13 protein-coding genes are annotated in these 17,202 nt (G+C 49.7%); 5 read left to right on the plus strand and 8 right to left on the minus strand.

Translation table 11 applies throughout. The features are described from left to right. Positions 1 to 30 precede the first annotated feature (30 nt). The 4 genes from pabB (at position 31) to BZG13_RS07260 (ending at position 5,300) form a co-directional block, all read left to right on the plus strand. The gene (pabB, locus tag BZG13_RS07245; RefSeq protein ID WP_077486168.1) at positions 31 to 1,428 is read left to right on the plus strand and encodes an aminodeoxychorismate synthase component 1; all 1,398 of its coding nucleotides are present in this window, start codon (positions 31 to 33) and stop codon (positions 1,426 to 1,428) included. Then, a complete protein-coding gene (locus BZG13_RS07250) occupies positions 1,425 to 2,189 on the plus strand; it encodes an NUDIX hydrolase (protein WP_077486123.1) in 765 nt (254 codons plus the stop codon). The genes pabB and BZG13_RS07250 overlap by 4 nt, the downstream gene beginning before the upstream one ends. A 237-nt stretch (positions 2,190 to 2,426) precedes the next feature. Continuing rightward, positions 2,427 to 3,695 carry a serine/threonine transporter gene (locus BZG13_RS07255; RefSeq protein ID WP_069362540.1) on the plus strand — a complete coding sequence of 423 codons (1,269 nt, stop codon included), beginning with the start codon at positions 2,427 to 2,429 and terminating at the stop codon, positions 3,693 to 3,695. A gap of 243 nt (positions 3,696 to 3,938) precedes the next feature. Continuing rightward, positions 3,939 to 5,300, plus strand: coding sequence for an L-serine ammonia-lyase (locus tag BZG13_RS07260; protein WP_077486125.1), 1,362 nt, complete (start codon positions 3,939 to 3,941; stop codon positions 5,298 to 5,300). Positions 5,301 to 5,384: 84 nt separating this feature from the next. Here BZG13_RS07260 and BZG13_RS07265 read toward each other — a convergent pair whose 3' ends face one another. Together BZG13_RS07265 and nfsA are read right to left on the minus strand one after the other, a co-directional pair. Beyond that, on the minus strand, positions 5,385 to 5,972 hold the full coding sequence (locus tag BZG13_RS07265; RefSeq protein WP_077486127.1) for an acetate uptake transporter: 588 nt from the start codon (positions 5,970 to 5,972) through the stop codon (positions 5,385 to 5,387). Between the two features lie 254 nt (positions 5,973 to 6,226). Beyond that, complete coding sequence (gene nfsA / locus BZG13_RS07270; RefSeq protein WP_077486129.1) at positions 6,227 to 6,949, minus strand: oxygen-insensitive NADPH nitroreductase; 723 nt, start codon at positions 6,947 to 6,949, stop codon at positions 6,227 to 6,229. Between the two features lie 247 nt (positions 6,950 to 7,196). On the opposite strand from nfsA, the gene BZG13_RS07275 reads away from it, so the two are divergent. After that, positions 7,197 to 7,463 carry a GrxA family glutaredoxin gene (locus tag BZG13_RS07275; RefSeq protein WP_077458277.1) on the plus strand — a complete coding sequence of 89 codons (267 nt, stop codon included), beginning with the start codon at positions 7,197 to 7,199 and terminating at the stop codon, positions 7,461 to 7,463. Between the two features lie 130 nt (positions 7,464 to 7,593). On the opposite strand, the gene BZG13_RS07280 is transcribed toward BZG13_RS07275, so the two are convergent. The 6 genes from BZG13_RS07280 to BZG13_RS07310 all read right to left on the minus strand — a co-directional run bounded on the left by BZG13_RS07280 (position 7,594) and on the right by BZG13_RS07310 (position 17,155). Further along, positions 7,594 to 10,803 (minus strand): response regulator, encoded by a 3,210-nt coding sequence (locus BZG13_RS07280; RefSeq protein ID WP_077486131.1) that lies wholly within the window; start codon positions 10,801 to 10,803, stop codon positions 7,594 to 7,596. Next, positions 10,800 to 13,658, minus strand: a complete 2,859-nt coding sequence (locus BZG13_RS07285; protein ID WP_077486132.1) for a PAS domain-containing protein — start codon at positions 13,656 to 13,658, stop codon at positions 10,800 to 10,802. The genes BZG13_RS07280 and BZG13_RS07285 overlap by 4 nt, the downstream gene beginning before the upstream one ends. A 24-nt stretch (positions 13,659 to 13,682) precedes the next feature. Continuing rightward, a complete protein-coding gene (locus BZG13_RS07290; RefSeq protein WP_077486133.1) occupies positions 13,683 to 15,332 on the minus strand; it encodes a diguanylate cyclase in 1,650 nt (549 codons plus the stop codon). Continuing rightward, complete coding sequence (locus BZG13_RS07295; RefSeq protein ID WP_077486169.1) at positions 15,325 to 15,714, minus strand: response regulator; 390 nt, start codon at positions 15,712 to 15,714, stop codon at positions 15,325 to 15,327. Before BZG13_RS07295 ends, BZG13_RS07290 begins: the two co-directional genes overlap by 8 nt. Before the next feature lie 322 nt (positions 15,715 to 16,036). After that, a complete protein-coding gene (locus tag BZG13_RS07305; RefSeq protein ID WP_077486134.1) occupies positions 16,037 to 16,852 on the minus strand; it encodes an arylamine N-acetyltransferase family protein in 816 nt (271 codons plus the stop codon). A gap of 60 nt (positions 16,853 to 16,912) precedes the next feature. After that, positions 16,913 to 17,155 (minus strand): hypothetical protein, encoded by a 243-nt coding sequence (locus BZG13_RS07310; protein WP_077486135.1) that lies wholly within the window; start codon positions 17,153 to 17,155, stop codon positions 16,913 to 16,915. Positions 17,156 to 17,202: the final 47 nt, after the last annotated feature.

Genomic DNA, 17,202 nt, shown 5'->3' on the forward strand with positions numbered 1-17,202 from the left:
ACAAAAAGAAGAATGCAACCACAGAACGCCATGAAGCTCACTACCACGCCAATCGACTACGCCCCGGATCTTGCGTTGACCCTGTTTGATAAGGTCGCTCATCAGCCCTGGGCGATGTTGCTCCACTCGGCCACACGGACGCATCCAGATAGTCGCTTCGATATCCTGGTCGCCGATCCCATCGCCACGGTGACCGCGCGCCACAACCAAGTGACCACGCGATACCCCGATGGGCATACCACCACTGACGATCACGACCCCTTTCACTGGGTCGCACAATTACAAGCACAGCTATTACCAGCGGTTTCTGAAATCGCCCCCTGGCCCTTTACCGGCGGCGCCCTCGGGTATTTTGGTTATGACTTAGGGCGCTGTGTTGAAACCCTACCCACGCGGGCTAAAGACGAGCTCAATGTCCCCGACATGGCGGTTGGTCTCTACGACTGGGCAGTGGTGATTGATCATCACCAGCATCAAGCGGTGGTGATTGCACCGGACAGCGATCAGCGCTGGCAATGGCTCACTCATCAGGCTGCACCGTCCCGCCCATCGTTTGCACTCACCGAACGCTGGCGCGCGAACATGACCGAGACGCAATACCAGCAAAAATTTGCCCAAGTGCAAGCGTATTTACATGCCGGTGATTGCTACCAAATCAACTTGGCTCAACGCTTTTCCGCCTCCTATCAAGGTGACGAGTGGCAAGCCTATCGGAAATTAGCGACCCGTAATGGTGCGCCCTTCTCTGGCTTTATCCGCTTAGCGGACAGTGCCATATTATCCGTGTCACCGGAGCGGTTTCTTTCCGTACATAATCAACAGATTGAAACCAAGCCTATCAAGGGTACGCGCCCTCGCTATACCGACCCGCAACAAGATGCCGACAGCGCTCAAGCACTGAAATCGGCGGAAAAAGATCGTGCTGAAAATTTGATGATTGTCGATTTGCTCAGGAACGATATTGGCCGAGTTGCCTCGCCAGGCTCGGTTTCTGTGCCTAAACTCTTTGATATAGAGAGCTTTCCCGCCGTCCACCATATGGTGAGTACGGTGACGGGTAGGCTCCCTGACGAAAAAACAGGCCTCGATCTGCTTCGCGCGGCGTTTCCCGGTGGCTCAATTACCGGTGCTCCCAAAGTACGCGCCATGGAAATTATTGAAGAGCTTGAGCCACACCGTCGCCATATTTATTGCGGCAGTTTTGCCTACCTCAGTCGCTGTGGCCGGATGGATTCGAGTATTACCATTCGTACCCTGGTCGGCCACCAAGGCCAACTGCATGTGTGGGCCGGTGGCGGTTTGGTCGCTGATAGCGAGGCAGACGCCGAGTATCAAGAAACGCTCGACAAAGTCAGCCGCATCCTCCCCGTGCTGGCAGACGATGATAGCTTGGCTGCCCCTTTAACTGATTTAACGGAGTCACGATGACGCTAATCGCCGAGGAACATGCTTATTTCACGCCAATCCGCTGTACGTTGCGCGCGAAAGCAGCTTCTTGGTCTGCATCCCTGACGCATCCTCAATCCATTTGTGACGAGCCAGGCCGCCCCTTATCGCCTGCGGATGTAACCCGGGCTTTTTCGTTAACCCCGCTAGCGCGCCACGACAGCCGCATTTTGAATCGCGTTCGCCTCTCCCCCAGAATTTTGGGTGGCGCTGACTTTCAACCCGCGGCGGTGCTAATCGGCCTGGTGCCGCGCGAAAACGGGATCCAACTGGTATTAACCCAGCGCGCGAGTCACTTAAAACATCATCCTGGCCAAGTCAGTTTCCCAGGCGGCAAGCGGGAGCCTTCTGACAGAGATAACACCGCCACCGCCACGCGGGAAATGTGGGAAGAAACCGGGATTCGTGTTGCCCCTAAGGCGATTATTGGCCACTTATGCCCACTTCCCACCGTTACTGGCTATTACATTCACCCTGTCCTGGCGTGGGTCGATCCCGAGTACCAGCCTTGTCTGGATGACAACGAAGTCGCCGCCTGCTTTGAAGTACCGTTGGATACTCTCTGTCGTCCGGGGCATATTCGCGAGCAGCCTTTCTTACTCTATGGCCAGTGGCATCCTGTGTGTGCGTTTTATCACCAAGACCGGCTGATTTGGGGCGCCACTGCGCAATTGCTTCGTGCGTTAATCAGCCAACTAACATTGTTTTCCCCCTCGGGTCACCACTCGTCAATCTGCTCATAACCACTCTAATAGTATGGCTTTAGGCGCACATTGATGCATATTTATCCAACAAATATCTATACATCTATGCCTGCATAGTAGAGCAATCCACCTTTCGTTATTGATAGTCATCACATTTTGGTGCAATAGTCTGCGCACCACTTTTCATATAGCGATCTAGCTCTTGGTTTTCTCTGTGGAAATCGCCAGAATTCGCCTTCCCTGATTTCTGTTCCCGACAATGTGAGTAGTATTGTTATGCAAACCACCTCGACGACAGGTACCCGCGCAACGTCGCGCCCGCGCTGGACCAAACAAGATACAACCTGGGCGCTTTCCCTTTTTGGCACCGCGGTTGGCGCGGGTATTCTTTTCCTTCCTATCAACGCAGGCATGAGTGGATTCTGGCCATTAGTGGTCATGACCCTGCTTGTCGGCCCAATGACCTTCTTTGCCCACCGCGGCCTCTCTCGTTTTGTTTTATCTTCTAAAAATGCGGGCAGCGACATTACCGAAGTGGTTGAAGAACACTTTGGTGTTGGCGCGGGTAAATTGATCACCTTGCTGTACTTCTTTGCCATTTATCCGATTGTGCTGATTTATGGCGTGGGGATCACCAACACCGTTGACTCCTTCTTGGTCAACCAGCTGGGCATGGCGTCACCGCCACGTGCGATCCTCTCGCTAGCACTGATCCTCGGCATGATGTCGGTGATGCTACTGGGCGAGAAAATGATGCTGCGCGTAACCCAGTTTTTGGTCTACCCGCTGGTTGGGATCTTGGTCTTTATGTCCATCTACCTGATCCCAGAATGGAACACCGCGGCGCTATCGCAAGTGCCGTCCGCGGGTGACTTTACTATTACCCTGTGGATCTCGATTCCAGTGCTGGTTTTCGCCTTTAACCACAGCCCGGCGATTTCGTCTTTTTCCTTGGCACAGCGCCGTGATCACGGCGACGACGCGGAATACAAGTCTGGCCAGATCCTGATGCGCTCAGCGGCCATGTTGGTCGGTTTCGTGATGCTGTTTGTGTTCTCTTGCGTGCTGTCACTGACGCCAGCGGATTTAGAAGCGGCGAAAGCGGAAAACATTGCGATTCTTTCTTACTTGGCCAACAAACATGAAAGCCCGTTCATTTCCTTCTTGGGTCCATTGGTGGCCTTTGTTGCCATTGTGTCCTCGTTCTTTGGTCACTACCTGGGCGCACGTGAAGGCCTGAACGGCATTGCCACCAAAGCGCTACGCAGCATGGGTAAGCCGGTTGATCGCAAAAAAATCAACGTGTTTACCGTGGTATTCATGATCCTAACCATTTGGCTCGTCGCCACCCTCAATCCAAGCATTTTGGGGATGATTGAATCACTTGGCGGCCCAATCATTGCCACCATCCTGTTTATTATGCCAATGTATGCCGTGAAAAACGTGCCAGCAATGCAGAAATATTCAGGTACAATCAGCAACGCTTTTGTTCTGATTATGGGGCTGGTAGCCATTTCAGCGATTACGTACAGCATGATCTCTTAATCTCCAACGATTCTGAATCAGCCGTCTTGCTTAATCGAACACAGCGCGCGCAGCAGGCGCTATAGGACTGCTGCATTGGGCGCTATGCCCTCCGCATCCATCGATGTTTGCGGCTAACAAGGAGCAGTGAAGGCTGCTCCTTTTCATTATGGCGAGCCTGTGCTTGCCATCACAGTCAATACCATGGACGGATGGCGTAAACACTAAATCCATTGCCCTTAGGGCATTGACTGAGGTAGACACATGATCAGTGTTTTTGACATTTTTAAGATTGGCGTTGGCCCATCCAGTTCTCATACGGTTGGCCCAATGAAAGCGGGCAAGTGCTTTGTTGATGAGCTAACCGCCAGTCAGCGTTTAACCGACGTCGATCGGGTCACGGTTGACGTATACGGCTCATTGTCACTCACCGGTAAAGGCCACCACACCGACATCGCTACCATTATGGGCTTAGCGGGCAACACCCCTGAAACCGTTGATATCGATTCGATCCCCCGCTTTATTAAACGGGTCGAAGAGACAGAGCAATTGCCACTGGGTGAGCAGCAACACGCGGTGGCCTTTCCACGCGACGGAGGGATGAACTTTCATACCTCTAACCTCTCACTGCACGAGAACGGCATGCAAATCCATGCTTGGCAAGGCGATGAGTGTGTACTGAGTAAAACCTATTACTCGATTGGCGGTGGCTTTATTGTTGAAGAAGCCGAGTTTGGTCAGCCTGCCATGCAAGCGGTGCAAGTCCCTTACGACTTCAATAGCGCTGACGGCTTACTGGCACTCACCCAGGAAACTGGCTTTTCCATCAGTGGCTTGGTGATGGCCAACATGCGTAGCATGCACAGCCAAGAAGAAATCGACACCTATTTCGCCAATATTTGGCAAACCATGCAGGCGTGTATGGACCGCGGGATGGAAAACGAAGGCGTGTTACCTGGCCCGCTGCGCGTACCGCGCCGTGCGGCCGCCTTACGTCACCAGTTAAAAACCAGCGAAAAATACAACATTGACCCCATGACAGTGGTCGATTGGGTGAACATGTTTGCCTTTGCCGTTAACGAAGAAAACGCCGCCGGTGGCCGCGTGGTCACTGCCCCGACCAACGGCGCATGTGGCATTATTCCTGCGGTGCTCGCTTACTACGATAAGTTTATCGAGCCGGTTGATAAGCCAACCTACACCCGCTTTTTTGCCGCCTCTGGCGCAATTGGTGGTTTATACAAACAAAACGCCTCCATCTCTGGGGCAGAAGTGGGTTGCCAAGGTGAAGTCGGCGTTGCCTGCTCCATGGCCGCAGCCGGCCTCGCTGAACTGATGGGCGGTAGCCCGCACCAAGTGTGCATGGCGGCTGAAATCGCCATGGAACACAACTTAGGCCTCACTTGCGACCCGGTTGCCGGGCAAGTACAAGTGCCTTGCATTGAGCGTAACGGCATTGCCGCGGTGAAATCCATTAATGCTTCACGCATGGCACTTCAACGTTCGTCCGAGCCGCGTGTATCACTAGATAAAGTGATTGAAACTATGATGGAAACCGGCAAAGACATGAACGCCAAATATCGCGAAACCTCACAAGGCGGATTGGCCGTTAAAGTGATGTGCTAACTCTTCACTATCACGCTTAATCACGTATAAAAAAGCTCGGCCATGTAAGCCGAGCTTTTTTGATCTCAACAATCTATCAGGCGTTTAAGCGGTTTGCGGTGCTAGCGTTGCTTTTTGCTCGCCAACAGGCAACACGGTACGGCCATATTCTTCGTTAAGCACCTGAGCCATCGCGAAGTAAATCGCACTCAAGCCACACACAATGCCCTCAAAGCCTGCAATGGTGCCAATCAGCGCATTGCCGGTAAAATCGCGTGCCGCCAGCAAGAAGAAAAGTACGGTCAAGCTAGCAAAGACAAACTGCTTCGCCAGGCAGTAACGACGTGAACCGATGTACATAAAGCCGGTAAACACACCCCACATCACCAAGTACCAACCCATAAAGCCGGCTGGGCTCGGTTGAGCGATCCCCATTTCTGGCATGACAATTAGCCCTACCAGCGTCAGCCAAAACAGGCCATAAGAAGTGAATGCCGTGGTACCAAAGGTATTGCCCTTTTTGAATTCCATGATGCCGACAATCACTTGTGCCAAGCCACCATAAAAAATGCCCATCGCCAAAATCATGCTATCAATGGGGAAAAAACCCGCATTATGAATGTTCAATAATACCGTGGTCATGCCGAAACCCATCAACCCCAAAGGGGCAGGATTTGCCAGTTTGTTTTCCATCAGAGCCCTACTTCGTATAAAAACAATTTAATATTAAAAATGAGCGCGGATAACGTCAGATAAAAGTGATTATCACGCGCAAAAACGCGGCAATATTACGGTTTACAGGGCAGATGTAAATAGGTTTTAGGGCTTAGCGGCAGGATTAGACAATAAATCCAACAAATCGGATAGCAAACTGGACAAAACGAGGTGATAAATAATAAAAAAGCAGCAAAACGCTGCTTTTTTATCCATCACGTTTAGACACCCTCTTAACGGGTGCTAAACCCTTTGCTGTGCAGAAAGTCTTTCATAAACGGACGCGCTTCTTTTTCTAGCGTCGCGGAGATCTGCTCGCTCCAGCTCATGTCTTTATTGCCGCCCGTGCGGGTTTGATAATACTCACGCACTTGGTTGTCATAGTCGCTTAGCGCCGCCTCATCAATGGCTTGATAGCTGTTTTCGTGCACCAAAAGCTGTGCGGGCAATTTAGGCTTTGTTTCGGGGTCTTGCGCCGGCACACCCAAGCACATACCAAACAAAGGCATCACGTGATTCGGCATCGCCAACAACTCGGCCACCTTTTCCGGCTGGTTGCGCAAGCCGCCGATATATACGCCGCCAAAGCCCATCGACTCCGCGGCCACCATCGCATTTTGCGCCATGATGGCACCATCAATTGCACCGATAAGCGTCTGCTCGGTAAAGCCTAACTTGGCATTCGGGTTGATTTGCTCGTGGCGATGAAAGTCCGCACACCACACCAAAAACTCCGCACAATCAGACACATACGCTTGGTTGCCCGCGTATTCCGCCAGCACGCGTCGCTTTTCTTTGTCCGTCACACGGATAATGCTGGTGCACTGCAAGAAACTTGAGCTGGATGCCGCGCGCGCCGCATCAATAATCTGGGTTAATTGCTCGGGAGAAATGGCATCTTGAGTAAATTTACGAATAGAGCGGTGAGAAAGAAGTGTCTCAATCGTTGGATTCATTGTGCTTCCTTATTTGACGTTGAGCCGTTAAAGAGGGATTGAGAGGTTGTACACCTTTCTACACATGGAAGCAATCACCCTGCTCTGGCGCTTTACTCCCCACCAACCCCAAAAGCTCGCCACCGCACGCGTTGGCACATCTTGGCGCTTATCATCGGTTTTTCCTATTGGTGCGAGAGGGAAATTCATCTTTTCTAACGTTCGCACATCAGGCATAGTAGTGGTATTAACGCTAAAGGAGATGACTATGTTCGTCGTAATTTTTGGCCGCCCTGGCTGCCCATTCTGTGTTCGCGCTAAAGACCTCGCGGAAGAGCTAAAAACAAGCCGTGAAGATTTCAACTACCGCTATGTGGATATCCACGCGGAAGGCATCAGCAAAGCCGACTTAGAAAAAACCGTCGGCAAGCCAGTTGAAACCGTGCCACAAATCTTTGTTGACCAAGCGCACGTTGGCGGCTTTACCGAATTTGAAGCCTACGCCAAAGAAAACCTCGGCCTGTATCAAGAATAAGGCGCCGACAATCTTGCTAAAAAGCCAGCTTCTCGCTGGCTTTTTTGTTTGTAGCCACATTTTCATGCACCATTGGACACAATCATGCTGGTGCACACCGGGTGTTTCAGTCACGTTGACAAATTCTCTGTTAGCGCACAGGTTCATCGCTTGAGCACAAGCGCTGACGCCTAACGCGCTTACCGATAATATCGACTAACTTTTCCGTTGTCAGTCGCCTTTTCAGTAACACATCATGCACACTACCATAACGAGCAGCGCTTACCTCTTCCCCCGTTAACACAATGRTCGACGCTGTCGGCTGTACCTCTTTGATCTGCGGGATTAAGTTCCAACCAACACCGTCGGGTAGGCCAATATCCAGCAAGATCGCATCATACGTGTGTTGCACTATCAACGATTGCGCTTGATCCAGTGTGAGCGCATGATCGATGGTCATATAATCACTGACCATTGCCTGAACGATTCGATGTAAATCTATATCATCTTCAACATGCAAAATTTTTGCATGTGTCGCGTTCAGCAACTGTTGTTGTACCAAGCTGATAAGTTGTTTGTGCTCTATGGGTTTGGCTAACCACTCAATATTTTCAACGTCACCATTGAGCGCTAAACGCCCCTGCTCCATTTTTGCAGACACCACGACGATGGGAATATCAGCCGTTTCAGCATGCTGTCTTATACGGCGAATAATATCGAGCCCATCAATATCAGGCAGCATTAAATCGAGACTGATTAAATCATAATGCTTCGCTTCTAACGCGCTTAACGCTGTCATGCCATCGTAACTGATCTCAACCCGATATCCCGAATCTTCCAGCATGATTCTTAACAGGCTAGCAACGTCGGGATCATCCTCCACGACCAAAATATCATACAAAACACTCGCAGCTGGCCCATTAACAACGCTCGAATCGGTCAGTCTATCCTGAACAGTCGATTTCATTTTCGCCGTTTCATACACAGGTAGCTGAAAGTAAAAACGTGACCCTTTGCCTTCTGTTGATTCAACGTGGATCGTTCCATTCATATTCTCAATGAGTTCACGAGTAATCGCTAACCCCAGCCCCGTGCCGCCTTTTTGACGAGTATCTGTGCTGTCAGCTTGTGCAAACTTCTCAAACAGCTTGGGTAGGAAGTCTTCAGCAATCCCACAACCTTGGTCACTGACACTGACGATAACTTGCTTTTCATTCACTATGGAATCGATGACGACCGTGGCTCCATCAGGCGAGAACTTGATCGCATTAGATAGCAGATTAGCCATGACTTGCTTCAATCTTTGTTTATCTACCCGAACCTCGACATCCGCCGTTTCACTGTTCAAGATAATGTCGACTTGTCGCTCTGCACCGTATGCTTTATTTTCTTCTAAGCATTGCTCAAGGATGGAATCAATAGGTTGAACGTGCATATCAAAATACAACTGGCCGGCCGCTATTTTTTCGATATCGAGTAAATCGTTGATCAACAAGGTTAACCGCTCGCTATTACGATGTGCGGTGTCGAGTATTTTTTGGGCTTTATCAGGGATCTCGCCTAGGCGTCCACTTCGCACCAAACTCAGTGCCCCGGACACCGAGGTGAGTGGCGTGCGTAACTCATGACTAACCGTGGAAATGAACTCATTCTTCATTTGCTCATGGCGTTTACGTTCGGTGATATCTTGAGCAATACCGAGGAAACCGGTAATCGTTTGACGATCGTCGTATATCGCCGTCACTGTCAACGTAACGGGAATATAATGGCCTTGTTTGTGGATGTAACACCATTCACGTGTTTCTGCACCTTCTAACATCGGAATCGCCACGAAGGTATCGAACCCGGTTATCGGACGATTCAACTGGTCCGTTAACGTCTGAGCTCTTTCTTCCACCTCTTCAGGCACATGAAACAGTGCAGGGCTAACTTTATCGACGACCTCTGAGGACTGATAACCAAGTAGTCTTTCAGCGCCGGTGTTGAATAAGGTAATCCCCCCTTTAGTGTCGGTGGCGATAATCGCAACCTCAGTCGAGGCGGCCAATATATTACTTAATAGATCAGACGTTCTCGCCAGTTCTTGGGTGCGATTTTGCACTTCCTCCGTAAGACTCGCCTCAGCTTTCTCCAATTCACGGAAGTTATCGCTAAGCGCATGGCTCATATCTTGCAGTGATGTCGACAAGACAGCATATTCCGCTACTCGGCTGTGAGGCAGCACAACACGCGATTGATAGCGTATTTTTTCAGGTAAATGACGGCTTGCCCTATCGAGTCGTGATAGAGGCTGAATCAGGATTCGGCTCAACGAAAAGGCCGCGAGTATACTCAAAAAAGCAATACCCGATAGCACCGTAAAACTTTGATTACGCATATTTTCAATGTTTTTTATCAGTGGTGCTGCGGGCCGCTCTATAAGTAACGCGGACACGTTGGGCCGGTCTGCTATTGGTAATTGATACTGATAAAAACCCGCTTTCCAGCGGTTAACCAAATTATCCCCCGACGCCGGCAACCAAATAGACAGGTTATCGGCACTGGTTAGCGGCCGGACTCCCCCTGGTAAACCAGAGTGTAAATCACCGACCTGTACTGTCGGTGTTCCCTCGCGACTTAATATCGCCACACCAGACGCACCTTGAGACAGTGACGGCCGTAATGATCTCTTTTGACTATCAAGCGAGCGATCGGGTTGCTGGTTGAGCCGAGCCACGGCACCCTCGGCAACCCGCTTAAGTTCGTCAGCGACCCGTTGCTCGTTTTTTATTATATTATGTTGATTGTTGATAATGATGGGTGTCATCCCCGCGATAAGGGTCAGGCACAACAGGGCATCAAAAAGCAGCGCATGGAGCCGTATCTTTGCCGGTAACCAATTGATAGTGCCATTCTGGAAATACCAAATCAGCAGTTTCACCAATAGCCCTGCAATAAGCGCGTTGAATACGCCGTTCAGCGCTTGCTTCAGAGCAATCATGATAGCGGAACTGGCCTCCATCCCGATGACTATGACGTCGAGTGGCATCAGCACTATCGGACTCACCACTACCCAAAAAGCGAGATCCGCGAGTACCAAGTTTTTTACGCCGCGGCGATACAATAAACTGACTGCAAACGCTTCCAATGTCAGTGCCAGCATCGCGTAAGGGTGACCCCAAAGTATCCAGGTATAAGAACCGCCAGCTAACGCGACGAACACGGCTGGCCATAGCCCGATCAATCTTATGGCCAGCATGACAGCCACCGAGCCAAAGATAAAATGCACACCGAAAAACAAAGGCAAGTTAATCATGTTACCAACGACAGCAATAAGGGCCAGTAACAGCGTTGCCATCACCTGTTTAGCAACTACGCTCATTGTTCAACCTGCAACTGAATAAAAAACAATGCCCCGCCACCCTCAGCATCGCGGTACCCCACATCACCGCCCATTTGCTGACATATCTCCCGCGTAATCGCTAGCCCAAGTCCTGTACCAGCAACCTTGCGATTATCACTGCTGTCAGCCTGACTAAAACGTTGGAACAGTCGGTTTTGAAATTCCTTGTCCACGCCGGATCCGTAATCTCGGATGCTAATTTCAACGTCTTTACGGCTTTTTGTGACGGATACGTCCACCTGCCCTTCCTCAGGGGAGAATTTGATCGCATTGGACAGTAAATTGGTTAATGCTTGAATCAATCTTGCTCCGTCAACATTGACCATCACCGTCGGCCAGTTATTCGGGGTGTGTATTTGTATCGGGTTTTGATGCTGGTAGGATTTAACAGACTCTATCGCGTCATTTAGTAGCGGGCCAAGCTCTTGTTTTTTTAATTGAATGAGCATTTTTCCTGCGACAAGCTTTTCCATATCTAACAAATCGTTTATCAGTAGGCTTAAACGTGTTGCATTCCGTTCAGCCGTATGCAATAGCTGATTCGCCTTCGGCGGTAAATCTCCAGTTGCACCGCCATTCAAGAGCCCTAACGCGCCTTTGATCGACGTTAATGGTGTGCGCAGTTCATGGCTGACGGTGGCAATAAATTCATCTTTCATTTTGTCGAGTTTTTTACGCTCAGTAATGTCTTCGACAAGCGACCAGATCACCTTTCTTCCGTCCAACTCTGTGCTCAGCATGCCTTGTAGACGTACCGGATATCGACTGCCATCTTTGCGGATGTACTCTTTTTCAAACGGCCCATAGCGACCTGTGTTCTGCATACTTGCCAGCGCTTTTTTCTCTTCTGGCTCATATTCTTTGGGCGTGACATCCCAATAACTGAGGGAAACGAACTCTTCGCGCGTATAACCTGTGGGCGCTATGAGGGCATCATTTAAGTCAAGAAATTGTCCAGTTTCAAAATCATTTAACGCAATACCGATCGGAGAGAAGTCAAAAAGACCACGCAACCTTGCCTCGCTCTGTTCTAGAGCCAAGCGTGCTTGGTGATGTTCGTGAACATCCTGCAAATAACCATGCCACAAGACACTGCCGTCAATCATTTTTTCTGGCTGCGCCTCACCCGAAATCCAACGGTACCCCTTTCCTGGACAATCACTCTGGTAGGTCGCTTGCCAATATTCTAACGTGTCTGCCGAATGCTCAATGGATTGCTGGATAGCCTCGATATCACCAGGATGGATACGTTCAAACGCGGGCGTGGCGTCTTCAGCGGCCTGCTCTGGTGTAATGCCGTACAAAGATTCTATTTGAGGGGAGCTATAGGGAAAAATCATCCGTCCATCGGGAAAGCGACGGAATTGGTACAGCGTTCCCGGTAGCAATGCCGCTAACTTGGTCAGCCGTTGCTGGCTCAGATTTTGGGTCAGTACATCAGATAACCAGTTGCCCAATAGACGCAGAAACAGCTTTTCACCATCATTGTAATCTTCCGAACGCGCACGAGAAGACGACACGTTCAATGTGCCCCAAGGGCGACCATAGACATAAATAACCACACCTGCATAACTGCCTAGCGGTGCCGCTTTATAGCACGGGTGTTGGTAGAATTCCGGACGGCAGGTGTCAGCGATAAACTGTTCCGTCACAGATGTACGGGAATTTTCTGACATGAGCAGCTGGCACCAAGTATCTTTTAACGCAAACTGCTGTCCTGCATCAATGACCGAGTCTGGAGGTCCGACTATCCAGTTAACTATATACACATCGTCTTTGGTTTCACTGACAATCGCCAGTTCAGCCCGCAAATACTGCTTGGCTTCTTCCAAAGCATGATTAATTCTATCATCCAAGCTACTATGGCTTGAAAAGGCAATGTCAGTCAGCACCGCTAACGCCTGATGATGCCGCTCCAGCTGCGTCAGGGCATTGCGCTCTCGAGTAATATCGATAATAAACCCTTCAAGCACCTGTGGATGCCTAGGGTCTGTGTCTATACATTTACCTCGTTCTTCTACCCAGCGAAAACCCAGCGTACGATGCCGAACACGGTACTCAATATGCCATCCTTCATTATTGGCCATGGCGTTAGTAACAGCGTCATCAACCAATGAAACATCATCAGGATGAATGAGATCTGCATAACAAACACGTTTATTGTTTATCAGATCGTCGGCGGCATAACCACTGATGGTGTCAACTTGGTTACTGATGTAAAGCATGGTCCAGCTTTTATCTGGCAAACAACGAAACGTGATGCCTGGTATGTTATTAATCAGCGATGCCATTTCATCGTGGCTAGCCTGCAGTTGTTTCTGCAACGCTGTTGACTCACGCCGCTGATAGGTATCGCTCCAAATCAGATCCTCCACCATGCCAGCAAGGTTCTTTAGTTGCGCCACGTTTTCTTCACTAAACTGCCTTGGTTGGTTATCAATTAGGCATAGCGTGCCCAGTCGATAACCCTCGCTGCTGTGAATCGGCATACCCGCATAAAATCGAATATCTGGCGCCCCACAGACAAGTGGATTGTCACAAAAACGCATATCGTCTAGCACGTTTTCAATAATCAATGGTTCACTACCCATAATGGCGTGCCCACAAAAAGAGATATCCCTTGAGGTTTCAAAGGCATCTAACCCCTGACGAGACTTAAAGTATTGTCGCTCACGATCGATCAGTGACACCAGCGTGATAGGCACAGAAAACAAGTCAAGGCATAAGCGAGTAATGCGATCAAAGCGAGGGTCGGCACCACTATTAAGCAACTCGGTTTCGTCTAACGCCTGTTGACGCTGCACTTCGTTGTCTGGAACAGGTGGCGTTCGCATACAAAAGCTCCCGTGTATTCGCGGTTAAGAAGTAATGACTGCTTGTACCACACAATTTCGACCATCATGTTTGGCGCGGTATAAGGCTTTATCAGCGAGTGTCAATAGGGATTCACCTGTTTCTGCCGGAAAACGCTGATTGTCGGCAATACCAGCGGAAAGCGTGCACGAAAAAGGTGTATCATTTGCTTTAAACTTAACCGCTGCAAAGTCTTCGCGTAACTGGTTCACTAGTTTCTCTGCTTGGTRCATATCGCAATCGGGTAATACGAGTGCAAATTCTTCTCCGCCGTAACGGCCAAGCTTATCCGTATTTCTAAAGTGCTGACGTACCAGCGTGCCAATTGCCGCAATCACTTGATCGCCAATAGCATGACCGTAGGTGTCGTTGACGCCTTTAAAATGATCGATATCTAACATGACTACGCTAAAAACTTGCGACCGGCGCTGTGCCAATTGCCATTGCTTTTGCAACGCGTCTTTGATGCTCGCGTGCTTCAATAGACCTGTGAGGCTGTCTTGGTGCTGGGTACGATTGAAAGTCCGAAGGCGCTGGACCCTCCGCTGACAAAGGCTCATCAAAAGCGCTTTATCCACGGGAACCTCAAGAATGGCATCGCCGTCGATCAGCAATGATTGACGACGCAAATCTGCATTAGGGTCGCGAGAAAGGAAAATAATCGGCAGATGCGCCCAGTGTTCTGTCTGCGCCAGCAAAGTGGCCAATTCTGCACCCGTAACCTGAGATAACCAGACGCCAATGAGAATAACTTCAGGGTTGAACTCGCTGATACATTCAAAGGTTTGTTCGGGATTCGACACTACCTCGATGTGCATGTTTGCGTTTTCTAAAACAGATTGGCATTGCGAGACTAAAGCGGCGTCTTGATCAATAATCATAACTCGCCCAGGCTCTTTATCATTGTGCCCGAGCATGTACGCAAACTTGGACGCGAGTGTAGACATGTCCAACGGCTTGGTATAATAACCTGAGCCTCCTGCGCGTAATGCTTGCAGCCTGGCTTTATAACTTTCTTCCGCGCCAATGAAGAAGATTGGACATTTAAAGTCTCGCAGCTTGATTTTCCATACATCCGCTAAATTGGTATCAGGCGCGTCATTCTTAATGGCATGATGGTCAACCAGCATTAAGTCCGGTGCATGACTGGTTAATTGATTTACTTCGTCTGCTTCTTTGACCCAATGCACCTGGAAGCCAAAACGAGCAAACTGGGATCGGGCGTATTCAGCCAAAATATTATCGCGCTCGACCAAGCCGATAACAGGCGCTCCTTCCATGACCGGCTGCTGTATTGTTGTGGTGCTCTGATTTACTGAGAGACTGTCTTTGTTATGCGCTAACTCAAGCGCCTCGATCCAATCATCAGGTAAACTGGCTTGCTGTTCAACTTGAGATAAGCGATTGCCAACTTGTTGCTCGAACTGGCGAGCTGCCTCCCCAAGACTAGGAAAGCCAAATGTTCCTGCCGCGCCTGCTATCGTGTGCAACCCCGCGTGCAACGCTTTTAAGGTTTCCTGATCATCATGGCCTGATACTATCTTTTCATTGATGGCATGGAGCTGTTTAAATTCAGACGACAACCTTTTTGCATACGCCTCTTTAAGCCTTTCTAGTCGCTCATCGGTTTCGTTGTTCTTTTTGTTATCATTCATTGAATTCGTCCCAAAACGCCTTAATTTCGTCAGCCAATGTCATAGGGTCGAAAGGCTTAGAGATAACCTGACTCACGCCTAACGCTTTATAGCGAGCTACCTCTTCCGGATGAACTTTCGCGGTCATAAAAAGAACCAGTACCGAGTCATCAACGAACCCTCGTTCCCGCATCGCAGTGAGAGTTTCGGGTCCATCCATATTCGGCATCATGACGTCGAGCAGTATGAGTTGCGGCTTAAAGCCTTCCACTTCCTGCAAGGCTCGCTCACCAGACTCACAGGTTTTGAGAGTGAGGCCGCCCACATCCTCTAATGCGAGAGTAGCAATTTCGCGTATATCAGGGTCATCCTCGACATATAAAACTTTATCTAAAACAGACATATACATTCCTTGCTCATTCACTCAACGGTGTACAATCACCCGCTCGCTATTATCAGCCAGCTCAGCTTTCTCTTTAAATTTTAGTCAGTTGTAATTTTAGCGTAGTGCATATTGCTAACGTGTGATGAGAGAARTTGATTATTATCGCGTTCCAAACATAGTGCACAGCCCAGAGAACAACACAATCAACAAAGCAGCCAATAAAGACCGATGACAGCCACTACTCATAATGGCTCCAGCGCACTTTCACCATCTGTTCATCCTCGAGGACTTGATAGACCAAGCGATGTTGAATATTAATACGGCGTGAACACCCGCTCACTCAAGCCGCCGCGTTGGCCGTCACCAGTGCAAACGCAGTTTCCAACACCGCTTTGGGCGGTTGCAATAAAAACACCTCATGAACCAACTGGGTTAACTCCTCGACGCTATCGATACTTTTATCGGTAATAAGTTGCCCTGCCGCATCCCAGACCAAAAACTGCTGATTACGAATCAAATAGCGGTGTGAGGCGGTGATCAACGACACCACGAGGTTATTGACGAAAATGGCTTCAGGGTGCTGATGAGAATAGAAGTGCGCCACGTCAAAGTCGGCTTCTACCACATCATAAAGTTCAACCTCGTACAGTGTTAATGGCGGTTGGTCGGGCTCGTGTAATACCACCGTCACCACCTCACCATTGCGCGTGATTTGGTAGTTGTCCTGTCCAATAGTGCAGGTGCTACGGTTAATATTGACTAACCCGCGCGGTGTTTTGTCGCCAAAACCAACGTCCACTAGATAGGTTTCGCCATCGAGCTCAAGCACATTCATGCGGTGGGTGCGTGGATTGGTGGGCTTAACATTAAGCATCACCCGCGCTAGCACACTGCGCACCTTAAACCCCAAATGTTTCAGGGCAAGGTAGGCAATTTTATTGTGCTCAAAGCAATAGCCACCTTGTTGGTTCACCACCAACCGTTCAAACAAGGCATCCGTCTGTAAAGAAAGCGGCTGCCCCGCCATGGCATTAAGGCTAGAAAACGCATACCGCGCCAAGTGCTTTTCAATAAACTCAGTGACCAGTGCCGCGCCCTTCGCCTCACTCAACGCGAGGCGGTGTAAATACTGTTCAATCATGGTTGCTGATGTCATCGTCGACTCCTTATGTGAATGGCACCAGATTAACCCCTCAAGTTAGGTTGAGGTAAAGCCTCACGCAGGATTGCGGCTAAAGGCGGGGCGCAGCAATCCTAATCCTGCCAGAGCAAAGATCCCAGCCACTACTCGCTCGACCCAATGCGCCACTTTTTGGTAGACGTTCATCACGCCGTTGATTGAAAACAACAGGGAGTACATCCCATTCACCAAAAAGCCGACCAACATACAAGTCAGCACCGCCGCGACAAGAAATAGCTCATCGCTGCTTGAGCCCATTCCAACCGACAAAGCCGCCATCTATGCCACCACAGTTTTAGGATTAGAGGAATTTAAAACCACGCCAC

This window comes from Salinivibrio sp. ML323, from assembly GCF_001995745.1.
GTDB classification, from domain to species: domain Bacteria; phylum Pseudomonadota; class Gammaproteobacteria; order Enterobacterales; family Vibrionaceae; genus Salinivibrio; species Salinivibrio kushneri.